The organism is Telluria sp. Soil_C_11, from assembly GCF_057657395.1.
Map to the genome: position 1 here is coordinate 50266 of NZ_JBDGIN010000006.1, position 18485 is coordinate 68750.

Sequence of the window (18485 nt, forward strand, 5' to 3'; positions counted from 1 at the left end):
ATGGCGCGCACGGCGGACAGGCCGGCTCCTGCAAGCGCCGGCAGGAGCCGCCTGCGCTTCACTGCTGCGCGCCTGCGCTGTACAGCCGCGCGAACCTCATGCCGAAATACAGGATGAAGCCATAGCAGGCCGCCGGCAGCAGGAAGGACCACTGCAGGCCGAAGGTGTCGGCCAGCAGGCCCTGGGCGAACGGCACGATGGCGCCGCCGACGATGGCCATGCACAGGATGCCGGAGGCCTGGCCGGTGAACTTGCCGAGCTTGTACAGGGCCATGCTGAAGATCGTCGGGAACATGATCGAATTGAACAGGCCCACCGCGATGATCGCCCACATGGCGGCCTGGCCGTGGCCGAAGATGGCGAACAGGATCAGCGCGATCGACATGGCGGCGTTGAACGCCAGCGCCTTGCCCGGGCTGACGTAGCGCATGACCGCGAAGCCGATGAAGCGGCCGACCATCGCGCCGCCCCAGTAGTAGCTGACGTAGTGGGCGGCGGCGGCTGGCGCCAGGGCGCCGATGTGCGGCTCGCCGAAGAAGTTGATCAGGAAGCTGCCGATGCTCACCTCGGCGCCCACGTACAGGAAGATGCCGATCACGCCCATCACCAGGTGCGGGTAGGCCATCAGCGAATGCCTGGCCGCGTTGTCGACCTGCCCGACGCTGCCGGCGCTCTCGACGCCCGAGGCTTGCACCGCGCCGTCGTCGGCATGCTCGATCTTCGGCAGGCGGGCGAAGGCGAACAGCAGCGCCAGCACCAGCAGCGCGCCGGCCAGCACCAGGTACGGACCCTGCACGCTGGCCGCCTGGGCCGCGCGGTCGGTGACGTTCTCCGACAGGATCAGGATGCCGCCCAGGGCCGGCGCCACCGTGGTGCCCAGCGAGTTGAAGGCCTGGGTGAGCGTCAGCCGGCTCGAGGCGCCGCGGGCGTCGCCCAGCACGGTCACGTAGGGGTTGGCCGCGACCTGCAGGATGGTGATGCCGGACGCCAGCACGAAGAAGCCCAGCAGGAACAGGCCGTAGCCGCTGTTCGAGGCCGGGTAGAACAGGGCGCAGCCGCCGGCGGCGACGATCAGCCCGGCCACGGCGCCGTTCTGGTAGCCGATCTTCTTGATCAGCATGCCGGCCGGCAGCGACACCGCGAAGTAGGCGCCGAAGAAGCAGAACTGCACCAGCATCGCCTGCACGTAGCTCAGCGTGTAGAGCGCCTTCAGGTGCGGGATCAGCACGTCGTTCAGCGCGGTCAGCAGGCCCCACATGAAGAACAGGGTGGTGACGATGATCAGCGGCCCGGTGTTCCCGGTTTCCGAGTGCGATTGCGGCCGTAGCGACGGCTGCGAAATGTGTTCCATGCGAGTCTCCTGTGGCTGGTGCCAGCCTGTCGTTATGTGTGTTGCCGTGTTACCGGGCGATCCCGGCCGGCGCGTGCGGCAGGTCCCCTGCATGCGTGCCCCAGCCTTGCGTGTCCGGCTGCGGCGCGAGGCGGTATTCCAGCTTGCCGCCGGCCTGCAGCTGCTCCCAGTCCAGCCACACGCGCGAGACCGGCTTGCCGGCCCAGTTCACCGACTGCACGAAGCTGTGCTCGCCGACCTTGGCTTGCGGCGCCTCGATGCGCAGGGTGCGGCCGTTCGCCAGGTCGATCTCGGCGCGGGCGAAGCGCGGCGCATGCAGCAGGAAGCGGCCGCTGCCCGGCATGTCCGGATACATGCCCAGCGCGCTGAAGATGTACCAGGCCGACATGGTGCCGAGGTCGTCGTTGCCGGTGACGCCGCTGGGGCCGTTGCCGAACAGCGTCTCCGCGGCGCGCAGCACGGTGGTGGTCTTCCAGGGCTGGCCCATCAGGGTGTAGACCCAGGGCGCGTGCAGGTCCGGCTCGTTGTTCGGGTTGTAGCGGAACTGGCTGTAATAGCTGTACGGTCCGACCACCCACGACTTGCGCACCGCCTGCGGATCGGCCACCAGGGCGTCGTAGTCGAAGAACAGGTCGAGGCGGCGCAGGGCCTCGGCCGGGCCGCCCATCGCCGCGGCCAGGCCCGGGATGTCCTGCCGCACCAGCCACTGGTACTGCCAGGCCGTGCCCTCGTGGAAGCCGCTCTCGCTGCGCGGGTCGTAGGTGCCGTCGACATCGTTGAACCAGGCCCCGTCGAGCAGGCGCGGGCGCGGGAAGCCGCGCAGGCCGGTCTGGGCGTCGGTCACTGCCGGGTCCCACACCTTCTTCCAGTTGAGGGCGCGCTGCGACAGCGTCAGCGCGTCGTCTTCCTGGCCCAGCGCCCAGGCCATGGTCGCCAGCGCGGCGTCGCCCACCGCATATTCCAGCGTCGCCGAGGCGCCGTGGTGCGGGTCGGTGTCCATGCCTTTCGAGACGAAGCCGCGGTCGTACTGCACGAAGCCCTGCCTCAGGTAGCTCGGGTTGCCCGAACGGCCCTGGGCGCGCACCAGCGCCGGCGGCACGCCGAACGCGTTCTGGCGCAGCGCCGCATACGCTTCGCGCTCGCGGCCCTTCAGCGCGCCGAAGCGCCACAGGTCGACCAGGAAGGGCGTGACCGGGTCGCCGGTCATGATGTTGGTCTCGAAGTTGGCGTAGCCCCAGCGCGGCAGCCAGCCGTTCTGCTCGCGGATCTTCAGCACCGAATTCGCGATGTCGCGCGCGCGCTGCGGGCGCAGCAGGGCCAGCAGCTGGTTCTGCGCGCGGTAGGTGTCCCACAGCGAGAAGAACTCGTAATAGGTCCAGTCCCTGGCGGTGTGGATCGCATCGTCGTAGCCGCGGTAGCGGCCGTCGGCATCGCTGCCGGTCAGCGGCTGCAGCAGCGCGTGGTACAGCGCGGTGTAGAACACGGTGCGGTCGTCCTGGCTGCCGCCGTCGATGCGTACGCTGCCCAGCTCGCGCTGCCAGGCCGCCTGGGCCTTGTCGCGCATCGCATCGAAGCTCATCGGGCGGCCAGCCGCCATGCCTTCGGCGCGCAGGTTGGCGCGCGCGCCCTCCAGGTCGACGTGGGAGATCGCGCTGACCGCGGTGACGGCGCGGCCGTTCTTCAGGTCGAAGCTCAGCCAGGCGCCATGCGGGCGGCTGTCGCCCTGCTGGCTGGGACCGTTCGCGCCCGGGAAGCCGCCGCGTTCGTTCCACACGCCGTGGGCGGCGAAGGGCCGGTCGAACACGATGCGGAACCAGGTGGCGTACTGGGCGCCGCCGCAGAAGCTTTTGGTGACGATCTTGCCCTCGACGCTGTGGTCGTCCAGCACCCGCAGTTCGCTGCCGACCACGGAATGGCGTTCGTTGGCCTGGCCCAGGTTGAGCAGCACGTGGCCGGTGCCGGCACCTGGAGCGAAGGTATAGCGCTCGGCCGCCGCGCGGGTCAGCGCGGTCGACTCGGCCGTGATACCGCCGTAGCTGGTGAGCTGGACCTTGTAATAGCCGGCCTGGCCGACTTCGCCGTCGTGGCTGTACTCGGCGGCGTAGGTCTTGTGGTTGAAGCTGTCGGCCTTTTTCGTGTCGAAATCGCCCCCGGGACCGATCTTGCCCGTCACCGGCAGCACCGAGAGCTGGCCGCCCTGCTCCCAGCAGCCGGCGCCGGACAGGAAGGAGTGGCCGAAGCCGCGGATGCGCTTGTCGCTGTAGCGGTAGCCGGCGTAATGGTCGGTGATCGGGCCGACCTGGATCATGCCGAACGGCGCCGAGGCGCCGGGGAAGGTATTGCCTTCATCCTGGGTGCCGATGAAGGTGTTGACCGGCGTGGCGTTCGGCGCTGAGGCGCTCTGCGCAGCCAGCGGCAGCATGAAGGCCGCCAGCAGGAACAGGGGGATTCGGGTGCGGCTCATCGCGTCGTCTCTCCTTGGAGCAGTTCGAACAATCGTTGCATGGCGCTGGGCGGCGGCGGGGTGGCGCCGGCCTGCAGGCAGGCGGCGGAACCGGCCGCCAGCGCGGCGTGCAGGTGGGACAGCAAGGGACGGCCGGGATGGCGCGCCAGGCTGTGCAGCAGACCGGCCACGCTGGCGTCGCCGGCGCCCACCGTGTCCACCACCGCCACCTTCGGCGCCAGCGCATCGCAGCGCTGGGCGCCGTGGTACAGGCTGGCGCCCTGGCCGCCGCGCGTCAGCAGGCACCAGGCATCGGGATTGAAGGCGCGCACGAGCTGCAGGGCTTCGTCGAGGCCAAGGCCGGGGAACAGGCCGCGCAAATCGTCGTCGGAGACCTTGATCACGTCGGCCAGCGTCGCCATGCGCTGCAGGACCGGCGTGTAGCGCTCGTCCATCAGGTTGCGGTAATTCGGGTCGTAGCTGATCGCCACGCCCTTCTCCTTGAGCTGTGCGGCCAGCGCGACCAGCTTCGAGGCCAGCGGCTCGCGCGCCAGGCTGATGCCGCCGAAGTGCGCCCAGCGTAGCGAATCCGCCCAGCCGGCCGGCAGCGCGGCCGGGTCGAAGTGCAGGTCGGCGCTGTCGTTGCCGATGAAGAAGTAGCGCGGGGGCTCGCATTTTTCCACGATCGCCAGCAGCGGCGAACGGTCCACGCGCTGCAGCAGGCGCAGGTCCAGGCCGACTTCTTCGCTGGCGCTCCACAGCGCGTCGCCGAAACGGTCGCGGCTGATGGCGCCGGCGAAGGCGGTCGGCTCGCCCAGCACCGCCAGCGCGCGCGCCACGTTCCACACCGAGCCGCCGACGCGGCTCACCCAGTGCTCGCCGCCCTGGTCGATCATGTCGGTCAGCGCCTCGCCGGCGCACAGCATCAGCGGAGCCTCATTCATCATCGGTCTTCCCCAGCACGGTCAGGATGTCGTAGCAGGCGCCCATGGTGTGGTAATCGACCTTGCCGGCCGGGCTCTTCTCGTCGCTCAGCTTGCGGTTCTGGCGGTCGAGGATGCGGTACCAGGCGCCGTACTGGTGGTCGACGAAATGGGTCCAGCTGTAGGCCCAGAGGCGCTCGTACCAGTCCCAGTATTCCGCGTTGCCGGTGCGCTTCGCCAGCAGCGCCGCCGCCGCCGCGCTCTCGGCCTGCACCCAGAAGTACTTGTGCCAGTCGCAGATCGTCAGGCTAGGGGCCAGCGAGTAGCACAGGCCGCCGTTCTCCTCGTCCCAGCCCTTGCTCACCGCGACGCCGAACAGGCGCTCGGCGGTCGGCAGCATCCAGCCCGTGTCCTGTTCCAGCACGCCTTTGGCGCGCTCCTCGAGCTGCACCAGCAGCTTGGCCCATTCCGTGAAGTGGCCGGGCTGGTAGCCCCAGGGGCGGAACAGGTTTTCCGGATCGTCGAAGTTGAAGCGCCAGTCGGGCTGCCACGCTTCGTTGTAGTGCTCCCAGATCAGGCCGCCGCAGCGCTGCGCCTGGCGCTGGGTGATGTTGTAGGCGACGGTGTAGGCGCGTTCCAGGTAGCGGCGCTCGCCGGTGGCCTGCCAGGCCGCCTGCAGCGCTTCGCAGGCGTGCATGTTGGCGTTCTGGCCTCGGTAGGTCGAGAGCACGCTCCAGTCCTCGCTGGCTTCGTCGGCATACAGTCCGTCCGCTTCGATCCAGAAGCGCTGCTCCATCAGCTCGAAGGCTTCGGCTATCCACGCGCGCGCTTCCTCGATTCCCGCCATCGTCGCATGCGCATAGGACAGCAGCACGAAGGCCAGGCCATAGGCGTGGCGCGTGCCGTCCTCCACCTTGCGCCCGTCCAGCATCCAGGCGTAGCCGCTGCCGTCGGCGGCGCGGTGCACGTCGCGCACGAAGCGCACGGCATGGCGCGCGCCTTCCAGGTAGGCCGGATCCTGGAAGTGGCGGTACGCCATCGCATAGGTGAACACGAAGCGCGTGCTGCTGACCAGGTGACGGTGCTGCGCGTCGTAGATCTCGCCGTCGTCCTTGAAGTAGTGGTACATGCCGCCGGCAGGGTCGATCGCGCGCGGGTGGTAGAAGCGCATGGTGTGCTGCGCATGGTCGAGCAGCACGGCCGGGCTGCGGAAGTTCGGGAGAGTGGTCATGGTGGACAGGGTTAGTGTGCTCAGTCGTCGCAGCTGCTTTCGCGCACGATCATCTGGACTGGCACGGTTATCTGGGAGGGGTTTTCATCTGGCTGTTGGAGCAGTAATTCGATCCCGGCCCGGCCCAGCGCTTCCTTGTCCACATGGATGGTGCTGAGCGGGGGGATGGCGGCGGCGGCGGCGGCGATGTCGTCGAAACCGACGATGGCGATGTCATGCGGAATCTTCATGCCTTCGTTCAGGCAGTACTTCATGGCCGCCAGCGCCGTGCTGTCGTTGTAGCAGAACACCGCATCGGCGGGCTTGGGCAGGCTGAGCAGGCTGCGCATGGCTTCCACCACGCCCTCGTCGCCTTCGCCCATGGTCGGCACGATGACTTCGAGGTCCGGGTCGGCATGGACCTTGGCGTCGAACAGCGCCTGGCGGAAGCCGCGGTTGCGCTGCTGGATACTGTAGTGGGCCAGCGAACCGGACAGCATGGCGATGCGCTTGCGGCCGCAGCGCAGCAGGTGCTGGGTGGCCAGGTAGCCGCCGCGCAGGTTGTCCGGGTTGACCGAGGTAAAGCCGCGGCGGTGCATGTCGACCAGCACCATCGGCTTGCCGACCTGCTGCAGGGCGGTCAGCACTTCCGGTTCGAAGAAGCCGGCGCACAGGATCGCGTCCGGCTGGTGCAGGCGGATCTGGCCCAGCACCGGTTCGGCCGGGCCAACCGCGATGAAGGACAGGGCCACGCCCTCGCGCCGGCAGGCTTCTTCCGCACCATGCAGCACCGGCGAGAAGAACGGGCTCGACGCCAGCGTATTGTGCTGGCTGTGCAGCAGGAAGGCGATGCGGCGGATGCGGCCCTTCTTCAGCTGCGAGAAGTCATAGCCCAGGCGCAGCGCGGCATCGCGTACCTTGTCGCGCGTTACCTCGGTCATGCCGGCCTGGTTCTTCAGCGCGCGCGACACGGTGCCGATCGACAGCCCGGTGGTCACCGCGATGTCGCGCAGGGTCACCTGGCTCACGGCCGCACCTGTGGATGAGGTGAAATCGAGTGCATGCAGAGTCTCCGATGTCTAGTTTTATTAAACGCTTCTTGCGGCGCTTTCAGGTGTCGGCGGCTTGCTTTGCCCCGCACCAGTTTCATAGCTGGTTTTTATATCAGTCGCGCTCGCCACAGGTCAACCAGAGCCACTAAGACGGGGGGATATTTAGCGGGTTTTAGTAAACAACAGTGCGCCGGCGAGCGAACGTACATACAGCGATCGCCGCAGGCTCTCCAGGCCGGCTGTCGACGACAGGCGCAGCGACACGCTCTCGCCCGGCAGCAGGGTCATGGCGTTGTCGGCAAGAACGGCATCGGCATCGCCGGTATCGACCCACACGGCGCGCGCAAACTTCGCCGCACGCAGCTCCAGCACATAGCCCTTGCCGTCGCGCCGCAGGTCCGCCCGCAGGCCGGGATCGGGCCAGCGCATGTCTTTCGCCGCCCTGAAATAGACCACGGCGCGCGATGCCGGCTCGCCTTCAGCCTGCAGCTCGAACACCGCGACGGTGGAGGCCGGATCGGCACCGCCCAGCAGGTCCGCATCCACGTAGTCCGCCGCTTGCGCCGCCGACAGCGGCGCAAGCGCGACCGGCCTGCGCTCGTCGCGCAGGACCTTGCCGTCCAGGCTCATCACGCGCAGGCGCAGTTCGCCGCGCACGGCGCGCGGGCGGTCGTTGAGCAGGCTGACCGCGGTCTTGCCGTCGGCATTGCGCAGCGCGGCCACCGCGACCGGCGCATAGAAACGGCGCGCATGGAACTGCAGCGCCTTCCAGCGCCCGAACCAGTCCACGCTCGACCAGGACGCGCCCGGCCACACGTCGTTCAGCTGCCAGTACAGCGATCCCATCGTGAACGGACGGCTGGCGCGATGGTGCAGCGCGGCCAGCTCGATGCCTTCGGCCTGGGCGGCCTGGCTCAGGTAGACGAAGGTCGCGAAATCGGTGGTTTCGCCGAATTCGTAGTTCACGTACTTCATCAGCCTTTCGTTGCCCTTACCGGCCAGGAACTTCTGGTGCGCCTCGATCACCGGCGTCGCAAGGCCCTGCTCGCCGCGCTTGGCGAAGGCGTCGATGGTGGCCCGCACCGGCCAGGCCTGCAGGCCGTACTCGGACATGAAGCGCGGCGTGATCTCCAGGTATTTCACGGGCGGATGCGCCGGATTGCCCCATACTTCCCAGTAATGCATGTCGCCGCTGGCCGGCGTGTTCGCCACTTCGGCCAGGTCGTCGCTGGGGGAGCTGGCCCAGTAGGCGACGCCGCCGCCCTCCTCCGCGACGACCTTGCGCAGGTCGGTGCCGAACAGCTGCACATAGCCATCCCAGACCTTCCTGGCGAGCGCCGGATCGGCCGCCGTCATGTCCTTGCCCGCGCCCCAGTATTTCCAGGCGATTTCTTCCTCGTTGTTGCCGCACCAGAGCGCCAGGCTGGGGTGGTTGCGCAGGCGGCGCACGTTGTCGCGCGCCTCCGCCACCACGTTGGCGCGGAAGGCCTCGTCATAGGCCGGCGGCATGCCGCCGCCGAACATGAAGTCCTGCCAGACCAGCAGGCCGAGTTCGTCGGCCAGGTCGAAGAAATCGTCGCTTTCGTAATAGCCGCCGCCCCAGCTGCGCAGGAAATTCATGTTGGCGTCACGCGCCGATTGCAGCGCGCGGCGCAGCTGCGCCCTGTTCACGCGCGGCTGGAACATGTCGAAGGGGATCGTGTTCGCGCCCTTGGCGAACACCGGGATGCCGTTCACGGCAAAGTAGAAGCTGCGGCCCTTGTCGTCGGGATCGCGGCGCAATTCGATGCTGCGCAGGCCGGTGCGCGCGCTGGCCGTGGCGATGGCGGCGCGGCCGTCGCCGACTTCGAGTTCGTAGCGGTACAGCGGCTGCGCGCCGTAGCCGTTCGGGAACCAGCGCTGCGGACGGTCTACGTGCACCGGCAGTTCGATGCGGTTGTCGCCGGCGTGCAGGTCGATGCGCCGCCGCGCCGCCAGGGTGCGCTTGCCGTCCGGCGCGGTCTGCCACAGGCGCAGCTCGGCCGCGCCATCGCGCACCGCGTCGAGCGAGGCGACCGCGGCGATGTCGGCGCGCGCCGCGTCCACATGGTCCTGGCGCAGTTGCAGGTTGTCGATGCGGACCGCATTCCAGCTCTGCAGCACGACCGGCTTCCAGATGCCGGCGGTGACGTAGCGCGGACCCCAGTCCCAGCCGTAGTGGTAACCCGGCTTGCGCGCGAAGTTGGCGGTCATCGCGTCCTTCGGCTCGTCGCCGTAGGGCGAGGGATAGTTGCCGAGCAGCTTGACCGGCATTGCCTGCACGCCCGGCAGCAGCTTCGCGATCGGCGAACGGAACACGATGCGCAGTTCATTGCCTGTCGCGCGCAGCTTGCCCTCTACCTTCAGGCGCCAGGTGCGGAAGGCGTTGTCGGCGTCGAGCAGCTTTTCGCCATTCAGCCAGACTTCGGCGAAGGTATCGAGGCCGTCGAACACCAGGTCGCTGCGGGCCGCCCGCAGCGCCGTGCGCGGCGCGTCGAAGCGCGTGCGGTATTCCCAGTCGGCCAGGCCGATCCATTGCAGGCCGGCTTCCGGCGCGCCGACATAGGGATCGGGAATCAGCTTGTTCGCCAGCAGGTCGGTATGCACCGTGCCCGGCACCGCCGCCGCGCGCCAGGCTGCCGCTTCGGGATGGGCGGCGCCCTGCGCATTGCCTGGCGCGAGGTGGAAGGACCAGCCCTTGTCGATCACGAATCCCTCCGGCGTGGCCGCCATCGCCGATGTTGCGGCGACGGCGAGGCACACGCCCAGGAACAGTCGCGCGAACGGCCGCGCAAGCCGGAATGTGCTCATCGTGCGGGAGCCTTCCAGTAGCGGTCTATCCACTCTTGGTGCGTCGGCATCGTCTCGGCGGCCTGCGCCAGGGTCCTGCGCATGTTGTCGACGTGCTCGACCAGCTTATCCTCGGGCATTTCGTCGACCATCGGGTGGTAGGCCTGCGGCACGATGCGCTGGCCCAGCATCACCTGGACCCAGCTCGGCAGCGCGAAGAAATCCTCGCCGTTGCGGAAGTAGCGCCCGTCGGTGCGGAACAGGTCCATCGCCTCGCGCAGGGTGTCCGGGACCGGCATCGTGCGGCAGTAATTCCAGAACGGGGTGTCGTTGCGCTCGGTCGCGTGGTAGTGCAGGATCAGGAAATCGCGGATCCGCTCGAATTCGAACACGGAATCCCGGTTGTAGCGTTCGGCCAGCAGCGGATCGAAGTCGCGCGTGGGGAAGAGGCTCAGCAGGCGGGTGATGCCCGACTGCGCCGAATAGATGCTGGTGGACTCGAGCGGCTCGAGGAAGCCGCTGGCCAGCCCCACGGCCACGACGTTCTTGTTCCACAGCTTCCTGCGCATGCCGGTGGTGAAGCGCAAGGGGCGCGGATCGGCCAGCGGCTTGCCGTCCAGGTTCGCCAGCAGGGTCGCGGCGGCTTCGTCGTCGCTGACGTACTTGCTCGAGTACACATAGCCGTTGCCGGTGCGGTGCTGCAGCGGAATGCGCCACTGCCAGCCCGCCGCGCGCGCGGTCGAGCGCGTGTAGGGTGTGATCGGGGCTACGCTCTCGCAGGGCACGGCCAGCGCGCGGTCGCACGGCAGCCAGTGGCTCCAGTCTTCGTAGCCGGTCTTCAGGGTCTGCTCGATCAGCAGGCCGCGGAAACCCGAACAGTCGATGAACAGGTCGCCGTCGACGACCTGGCCGCTTTCGAGCGTCACCGATTCGATGAAACCGTCATCAGGACGCTGCTGCACGCTGACGACCTTGCCTTCGATGCGCCGGGCGCCGCGGCGCTCCGCCAGTTCGCGCAGGTAGCGCGCGCACAGGGTGGCGTCGAAATGGTAGGCATAGGCGATGTCGGCCAGCGGCGAGCCCGGCGCCGCATTGCGGTCGCCCGGCGCGAACTTGCCCTGGGGCGCCATCACGGTCTGCGGCGAGTAGTCGCCGATCGGCCCCGCGCGCCCGGCCAGGAACAGCTTCAGCCAGAACTGGTGGAAGGGAATCGGCCCCAGCGAACGCCCGATGGCGCCGAAGCCGTGGATGTAACTGTCGCCGATGCGGCCCCAGTCATTGAATTGGATACCGAGCTTGACGGTGGCCTGGGTGCGCTTGACGAATTCGGCTTCGTCGATGCCCAGCCACTGTCCGTTGAACAGCCGGATGTGCGGGACGCTGGCCTCGCCGACGCCGACGATGCCGATTTCCTCGGACTCGACCAGGCGAACCCTGGCGCCCTTGCCCAGGTAGGTGGCCAGGGCCGCGGCGGCCATCCAGCCCGCGCTGCCTCCACCGACGATCGTGATACTTCTTATACGGTTTTGCGTGTCCATTGCGGCGTCCCATAGAAAAAACCTCCCCGGCGTGGCAGGCCCGGGGAGGATGAGGCGGAGGTCAGAACTTGTAGTTCAGGCCCACGTACGCGATGCGGCCCGCGTAGCCGTTGGAGTAGAAGCGGTCCTTGGTGTCGTTGCCCAGGTGGGAACGGGTTTCCTGACGGGTCAGGTTCAGCACCGAAGCGGTCAGGCTCAGCTCCCTGGTGAAGTTGTAGGCCGCGTTCAGGTCGATCTGGCTGTACGGATCGGCGTACACGTTCAAGCCGTTGACCAGGCCGTTGACCACTTCGCCGCGACGGTTGTACGAAGCGCGCAGCAGCAGCTTGTCGGTTTCGTAGAACACGGTCAGGTTCATCTGGTTTTTGGCGCTGCCGACCAGCGGCGACGAACCGACTTCGGTGCCGTCTTCCAGGGTGATGGCGGCCTGGTTGGTCTTGTTGTACGTGTAGTTGAACTGGAAGCCCAGGCCCGACGACAGCGTGTGCTGTGCGTACAGCTCGGCGCCTTTCGACACGCCGTCGCGGCCGCCGGCACTGGTCGAGTAGTTCTGCACCGTCACCGCCTGGCCGCCGACGTTCATGTTCACGTCCATCACGACCGGCACCGAGAAGTTGCTGACGTTCTTGCGGAAGAAGTCGATACCGAGCACCGAGCCGCGCTGGAAGTACCACTCCAGGCCCAGGTCGAACTGGGTGGCCTTGTACGGCTGCAGGTTCTTGTTGCTGCCGGCGCCGAACCAGCCCATCTGGTCGCCGCCACCGATCAGGCGGCGGTCGTTGACGTATTCCTGGCTGTAGTTCTGCAGGCCGCCCGGCGCGGCGATGTCGCCGTAGCTCGGACGTGCGATCACCTTCGATGCGGCGGCACGCAGCAGCAGCGTGTCGGTCAGGTCGTAGGCCAGGTTCAGGCTCGGCAGCACGTCGTTGTAGGTGCGGTCGAGCGCGCTGACCTCGAAGGACTGGGTACGCGCGATGCTGTCCGGCAGGGTCGTGAAGCCGCTCACGCAGCCCGAACCGGCCGGGGCGCCGGCGGCCGGGGCGCCGCCTGCCTGGCAAGGCGCCGGTTTGCCGTCGGCGCCGTTGAAGAAGTAGTCCTTGTAGTTCTCGACCTGGTCCGTCGAGTCGGCATGCTGGCGGGTGCGGACGAAGCGTGCCCCCACGTTGCCGCGCAGGCGGTCGGTCTTGAAGTTGGCCTGCAGGTAGGTCGAGGTGATCTTCTCGTCGACGTTGTACACGAAGTTGTCTTCGTTACGCGTCTGCATCTGGCCGTAGGTCTTGTTCAGGTAATTGATGTAGGTCGCGTAGTCGATCGCCGGGAAGGCGCTGGCCTTGATGCCGCCGGCGATATCGCCCAGCGACTGGCCGTACAGGAACTGCGGCTGGAACTTGTTGGCGGTCGGATCGCAGCCGGCCTGGTAGCGATTGTCGTAGTTCGCCGGATCGGTGCCCGGGCACACCCAGTAGTTGTTGCCGGTGTTGCGGTGGATGCCGCCGTTACGGACCTTGGCGCCGAACTGCAGCGAATCCAGCCAGTGGTAGTCGGTATGCCAGGTGAAATCGGCCTGGGCGTACTTCTGCTGGTTGCTGTTGCGGGTCCACGACGACGAGGTCGAGCCGAGGTCGATCTCGCCGATGCCCTTGGCCAGGTTCGCCATCAGTTCCGGCGAGAAGGTCATGGTCGGGGTGCCGGCCGTATTCCAGGCGCTGGCGTAGTTACCCAGGGTCCAGCTGCCGTCGGCGTTCTGGACGCGCGGCTTGATCGGCATCGAGAACTGCAGCGACGGGCCGCCCGAGGCCCAGGTACGGCCGGCCTTGAATTCCGCATCCAGCGACTCGCCCTTCCATTCGGCGCCGATGTCGAAGACCTGCGAGCGCGCTTTTTCGCGATTGTAGCTGCCGGTGATCTGCGGGGTCGGGATGGTGCAGTCGTCCGGGCCCCAGCCGCCCGGCTTCTGGCCTCCGGCCGCGGCCTGCGCCTCGCTGCAGTAGTAGGTCTTGCCGGAGTGGGCGCTGTAGTTCGCGCCGGTGACGATGGTGCCGCTCGGGTCGAAGGTCAGGCCGTCGAGCATGCGGCCGCCCGGCCAGTTGCCGTCGCCGGAATAACGCGCCAGGTTCCACTCCGGGATCTTCAGGGTGTTGGTCTGCGAGTTCTGCGACAGGTCGAAGCGGAAGTAGTTGGCGACCAGGTTCAGGTTGCGCATCGGCTTGAACTGCAGGGTCAGCTGCCCGCCCTTGCGCTCGCGGTCTTCGGTCTTGATGCTTTCGTTGACCGAGGTCGGCATCATGAAGTTGGTGTAGTACTTGCCGCTCTGGTCGTAGAAGCCCGACTGGCCCCACCAGTAGGAGGTCAGGTTCGACGGCTTGCCGTTGACGTCGGTCGCCGGATGCGCGTCGTAGTCGTCGCCGTACCACTGCCAGTTTTCGGTGCTGGCGCTCATCGTGCGCGTGGTGCGTTTCTGCTGGGTGTAGCCGACCAGGATACCGAAGCGGTTGCTCTCGTCGTGCCAGGCGTACTGGCCGGAGAACTGGCCGTCGCCCTTCTTGGTCGTATCGGCCCAGGTGCCTTCGGCGTTGACGAAGCCGCTGCCCGACTTCACGTCCAGCGGACGGCGGGTGTGCAGGATCACGGTGCCGCCGATGCCGCCTTCGTCGATGCGCGCTTCCGGCGTCTTGAACAGCTCCGCGCTCGACAGCATGTTCGACGGCATCAGGGTGTAGTTGAACGAGCGGGTCGGATCGCCGTTGGACTCGGCGGTGGCGACGTAGTTGCCGTTCAGTTCAGTCAAGGTCAGTTCCGACGACAGGCCGCGCACGCTGACGTTCTTGCCCTCGCCGCCGCTGCGGTCGATGATCACGCCCGGCACGCGCTGCAGCGCGTCGGCCACGTTCTTGTCGGGGAACTTGCCGATGTCTTCGGCGGTGACGACGTCGACGATCGAGTTGGCTTCGCGCTTCTGGTCGAGGCTCTTCTGGATCGAATAGCGGTAGCCGGTCACGACCACCTTCGCCTGGGTTGTGTCGGCCGCCGCGCCGGCCGGCTGCTCGGCGCTCGCGGTCTGCGCGTGCGCGGAGGACAGGCTCAGCAGAGCCATGGCCACTGCCGCGGCGATGGGGGTTGCGGACGGGCGGACACCCTGTCGCGAAGCGTGAACGTTCCTGAACATCATTGAAGTCTCCTTATGGCGCCCTACGGACGGGCTTCTTTTATGTGACGCTACAGAGGCACTCCGCCAAAGCGGACCCGGTGGCAGTCCCAGATTACGACGAGGAAAAATGGCGTGGGTCGGGAACATTTACTAAACGTCGTGCCAGCGTCCCTGCGCCGCCGGGCAGTGCACCTTGCCCTGTGGTGGAGTTATACAAAAGCTGCCAATGGGAGCTCAACAGATTTTGGAAAAACGGGCGCAGTTTAGCCGTGTTTTCGTAAACACGACCGTAACGCCGTGCGATTTTAGTCAGGCACCTGGCAGGCGTGCGTCCGTCGGCATTTCTTGTATGATGAATTCAGCTCGGGACGTCCGTACGCCGCGGCGTCCGCGCTGCCTTCATTGACGAACGTCCTCGCCGGACGAACTTCCATGGTCCAATCGAACCTTGCAAATTCCACGCCGGAGCATGCTGTTTCTTCACAGGTCAGGAACCTGCTGGAGCTCCTTCCCTGCGCCGCCCTGCTGTATTCGGCCAGGCAGGCGATCCTGGGCGCGAACCGGCTGTTTCGCGAACTGGTCGGCTACGACCCGGACGAGCTGGCGCAGCGCCAGCTCGGCGACATCACCGACATCCACGATCACTGGCGCGACGACGCGGCCAGTACCCGGCTGCTGAAAGAACAGCGCCCCGAACTGAACTACGAAAAGCACTTCATCGCAAAAAACGGCACCGTCATCCGCTGCGAGGTGGCGCTCAAGCGCCTCGCGGACGCGGTTCCGGTCCAGTACCTGGCCCTGGTCCGCACGCGCGGCGACCGGCGCGCGGACGAGAGCGAACTGCTGCTGCAGGCCATCGACGAAGGCTTCGTCCTGCTCGACCGCGACTTCCGCGTCCGCCGCATCAACGCGGCGGCGCTGCGCATCGACGGCCGGCCGCGCGAGGCCATCCTCGGACGCACCCACTGGGAGGTCTGGCCGGGCTCGGGAGACCTGCCGCTGGCCGACGCCTACCGCAAGGCCATGCGCGACCGCCAGCCGGCCAGCATCGAGCAGCTCTACCGGCACGAAGGGCACGACATGTGGATCGAGGCGCGCGCCTTTCCCTTCGGCGAGGGCCTGGCGGTGTTGTACCGGGACGTCACCGAACGCAAGCAGGCGGAACAGGTGTTGCGCGACAGCGAGCTGAAATTCCGTACGATCGCCGACGCCATGCCGCAGATGGTGTGGTCGACGCGGCCCGACGGCTGGCACGACTATTTCAACCGCCAGTGGTACGACTACACCGGCGTCACGGAGGGGTCGAACGAGGGCGAAGCCTGGCCCGGCCTGTTCCCGCCCGAGGACCTGGAGCGCATCCTGGCGCGCTGGCAGTACAGCCTGGACACCGGCGAACCCTACGAGATCGAATACCAGATCCGGCACCGCTCGGGCGAATACCGCTGGCAGCTGGCCCGCGCGCTGCCGATCCGCAACCAGCGCGGCGAGATCGTGCGCTGGATGGGCACCTGCACCGACATCCACGAAAGCGTGCTCGCGCAGGCCGCGCTGCGCGACACCCGGCTGCGCCTGCAAGTGGCCCTCTCTGCCGCCGAGATCGGCACCTGGACCTGGGACATCCCGGCCGACCGCATGCACGCGGACTGCAACCTGGCGGCGATGTTCGGCATCCCGCCGGAACATGCCGACGACCTCCCGGTCGAGGCCTATCTCCGCGCCCTGCACCCGGACGACGTCGACGGCGTGCGCGCCGGCCTCGACCAGGCACTGGCCACCGGCGGCCCCTACCTGAAGCGCTTCCGCGTGGTCGGCGCGGACGGCGGCATCCGCTACATGCAGGCGCGCGGCAACGTCGTCGGCGATGCCGCCGGGCGCCCGCTGCGCATGTCCGGCGCGGTCCTCGACGTCACCCGCCAGACGCAGGCCGAGGAGGCGCGCCTGGTCAGCGAATCGAAATTCCGCACCATCGTCGAATCCGACGTGATCGGCATCATCCAGTACCGCGCCGACGGCACCCTGGTCAAGGTGAACGACACCTTCCTGCACATGCTGGGCTACAGCCGCGAACACTTCGAACGGCATGGCCTGTCCTGGCGCGCGCTGACGCCGCCGGAATGGGCCGAGGCCGACCGGCAGGCCTGGACCAGCCTGGAAGCGAGCGGCAGGATGGAAGCGTTCGAGAAGGAATACGTGCGCCGCGACGGCAGCCGCGTGCCGGTGTACATGGGCGGGGCCAACTTCGAGGGCTCGCGCACCGAGGGCATCGCCTACGTCCTCGACGTCAGCGAGGCGAAGAAGTCGGAAGCGGCGCTCAGGTCGAGCGAGCTGACCTTCCGTACCCTGGCGGACAACATCCCGCAACTGGCCTGGATGGCCGACATCAACGGCGACATCTTCTGGTACAACAACCGCTGGTTCGACTACACCGGCACCACGCTCGAGGAGATGCGCGGCTGGGGCTGGACCAAGGTGCACCATCCCGACCACGTCGAACGGGTGGTGGCGCGCTACCGCCGCCAGATCGTCGAGGAGCAATGCACGTGGGAGGACACCTTCCCGCTGCGCGGCGCCGACGGCCAGTACCGCTGGTTCCTGTCGCGCGCCATGCCGGTCCGCGACGAGCATGGCCAGGTGCTGCGCTGGCTGGGCACGAATACCGACATCACCCTGCAGCGCGAGGCGGAACTGGCGCTGCAGCGAGAGAGCAGGCGCAAGGACGATTTCCTGGCGATGCTGGCGCACGAGCTGCGCAACCCGCTGGCGCCGATCAGGACCGCCTCGCAGCTGCTCAAGATGGACGCGCAAAACCCCGAGTACGTCCAGCGCTCCAGCAAGATCATCGACCGCCAGGTCAAGCACATCTCGGAACTGGTCGACGACCTGATGGACATCTCGCGCGTGACCCGCGGCCTGGCCTCGATCGACAGGAAAGAGGTCGATCTGCAGGCGGTCATCACCGACGCGGTCGAGCAATCGCATGAGCTGATCGACGTGCGCAACCAGAAGCTGGTACTGGACCTGCGCGACGGCGGCGCCGTCGTGCTGGGCGACCGCACCCGGCTGGTGCAGGTGGTGGTCAACCTGCTCAACAACTCGGCGAAATATACCCAGCAGGGCGGCTGCATCATCCTGGCGACGCTGGTGCGCGACGGCGAGGTCGAGCTCAGCGTCACCGACAACGGCATCGGCATCGACGCCGCCCTCCTGCCCCACGTGTTCGAACTGTTCACCCAGGCCGAGCGCACGCCCGACCGCAGCGAAGGCGGCCTCGGTCTCGGCCTGGCGCTGGTGAAGAGCATCGTGGCGCTGCACCATGGCCGCATCACCGCCGCCAGCGCGGGGCCCGGCATGGGCGCCGCGTTCACGGTGTCGCTGCCGCTCGCGCATGCGGGGCCGGCGGCCGCGCGGCCGCTGCGCATCCTGCTGGTCGACGGCGAGGACGGTGGCGCCGGCAGCGCCGATGGCGCCGAGCTGTGCACCTTGCTGGCGGCCGACGGCCACGCGGTCGCGCCCTGCCCCGACGGGCCATGCGCGCTGGCGCGCGCGGGCGAGCTGCATCCGGACGCGGTCCTGATCCGGACCGACCTGCCCGGCGTGGACGGCTACGCCCTGGCACGTCAGCTGCGCGCGCGCGATCCGGACAACCGGGCGGTGTACATCGCGCTGAGCACGTCGAGCCAGTCGCACGACAGGGTTATCGCCCGCGGCGCCGGCTTCGACCACCAGCTGGAATGGCCGGTCGCGCCGGCCGCGCTGCGCAAGATCCTGCCGCCTACAGTTTCCTGAGGGCCGAGGGCTTGTGCGCCGCCTCGGCCCCGGTGTCGTCGCTGACCACCAGGTATTCCGGATTCTCTTCCGAAGCGGCCACGTGGTGGCCCTTGATCTCGATTGGCGCGGTCAGTTTCTTCTTGACCGTGCCGCGCACCGCGCCCTGCGACGCATGCCATTCCACCTTGTCGCCGGGCTTGAACGATTCGCTCATGATGGTTCCTCCGTTGTGACGGGATAGTGG

Annotated in this window: 10 protein-coding genes; 1 reads left to right on the forward strand and 9 read right to left on the reverse strand. The window is 67.6% G+C overall.

Annotated elements, in window-relative coordinates:
• Positions 1-58: 58 nt before the first annotated feature.
• The 8 genes from AC3A6M_RS11970 to AC3A6M_RS12005 form a co-directional block, all read right to left on the reverse strand.
• Positions 59-1351 (reverse strand): sugar MFS transporter, encoded by a 1293-nt coding sequence (locus AC3A6M_RS11970; protein ID WP_487852950.1) that lies wholly within the window; start codon positions 1349-1351, stop codon positions 59-61.
• Positions 1352-1400: 49 nt separating this feature from the next.
• Positions 1401-3815 carry a GH92 family glycosyl hydrolase gene (locus tag AC3A6M_RS11975; RefSeq protein ID WP_487852951.1) on the reverse strand — a complete coding sequence of 805 codons (2415 nt, stop codon included), beginning with the start codon at positions 3813-3815 and terminating at the stop codon, positions 1401-1403.
• Positions 3812-4738 carry a carbohydrate kinase family protein gene (locus AC3A6M_RS11980; RefSeq protein WP_487853168.1) on the reverse strand — a complete coding sequence of 309 codons (927 nt, stop codon included), beginning with the start codon at positions 4736-4738 and terminating at the stop codon, positions 3812-3814. The genes AC3A6M_RS11975 and AC3A6M_RS11980 overlap by 4 nt, the downstream gene beginning before the upstream one ends.
• Positions 4731-5948, reverse strand: a complete 1218-nt coding sequence (locus tag AC3A6M_RS11985) for an AGE family epimerase/isomerase (RefSeq protein ID WP_487852952.1) — start codon at positions 5946-5948, stop codon at positions 4731-4733. The genes AC3A6M_RS11980 and AC3A6M_RS11985 overlap by 8 nt, the downstream gene beginning before the upstream one ends.
• A gap of 20 nt (positions 5949-5968) precedes the next feature.
• On the reverse strand, positions 5969-6955 hold the full coding sequence (locus tag AC3A6M_RS11990) for a LacI family DNA-binding transcriptional regulator (RefSeq protein ID WP_487852953.1): 987 nt from the start codon (positions 6953-6955) through the stop codon (positions 5969-5971).
• A 186-nt stretch (positions 6956-7141) separates the two neighbouring features.
• Positions 7142-9808 carry a beta-mannosidase gene (locus AC3A6M_RS11995; RefSeq protein WP_487852954.1) on the reverse strand — a complete coding sequence of 889 codons (2667 nt, stop codon included), beginning with the start codon at positions 9806-9808 and terminating at the stop codon, positions 7142-7144.
• Complete coding sequence (locus AC3A6M_RS12000; protein ID WP_487852955.1) at positions 9805-11325, reverse strand: tryptophan halogenase family protein; 1521 nt, start codon at positions 11323-11325, stop codon at positions 9805-9807. The genes AC3A6M_RS11995 and AC3A6M_RS12000 overlap by 4 nt, the downstream gene beginning before the upstream one ends.
• A gap of 61 nt (positions 11326-11386) precedes the next feature.
• Entirely contained in the window at positions 11387-14419 is a 3033-nt protein-coding gene (locus AC3A6M_RS12005; RefSeq protein WP_487852956.1) for a TonB-dependent receptor, read from the reverse strand.
• 486 nt (positions 14420-14905) lie between these two features.
• Between AC3A6M_RS12005 and AC3A6M_RS12010 the strand changes: the two genes are divergently transcribed.
• Positions 14906-18259, forward strand: a complete 3354-nt coding sequence (locus tag AC3A6M_RS12010; protein ID WP_487852957.1) for a hybrid sensor histidine kinase/response regulator — start codon at positions 14906-14908, stop codon at positions 18257-18259.
• Here AC3A6M_RS12010 and AC3A6M_RS12015 read toward each other — a convergent pair.
• A complete protein-coding gene (locus AC3A6M_RS12015) occupies positions 18246-18455 on the reverse strand; it encodes a hypervirulence associated TUDOR domain-containing protein (RefSeq protein ID WP_487852958.1) in 210 nt (69 codons plus the stop codon). The two genes, AC3A6M_RS12010 and AC3A6M_RS12015, sit on opposite strands and share 14 nt — an antisense overlap.
• Positions 18456-18485 lie beyond the last annotated feature (30 nt).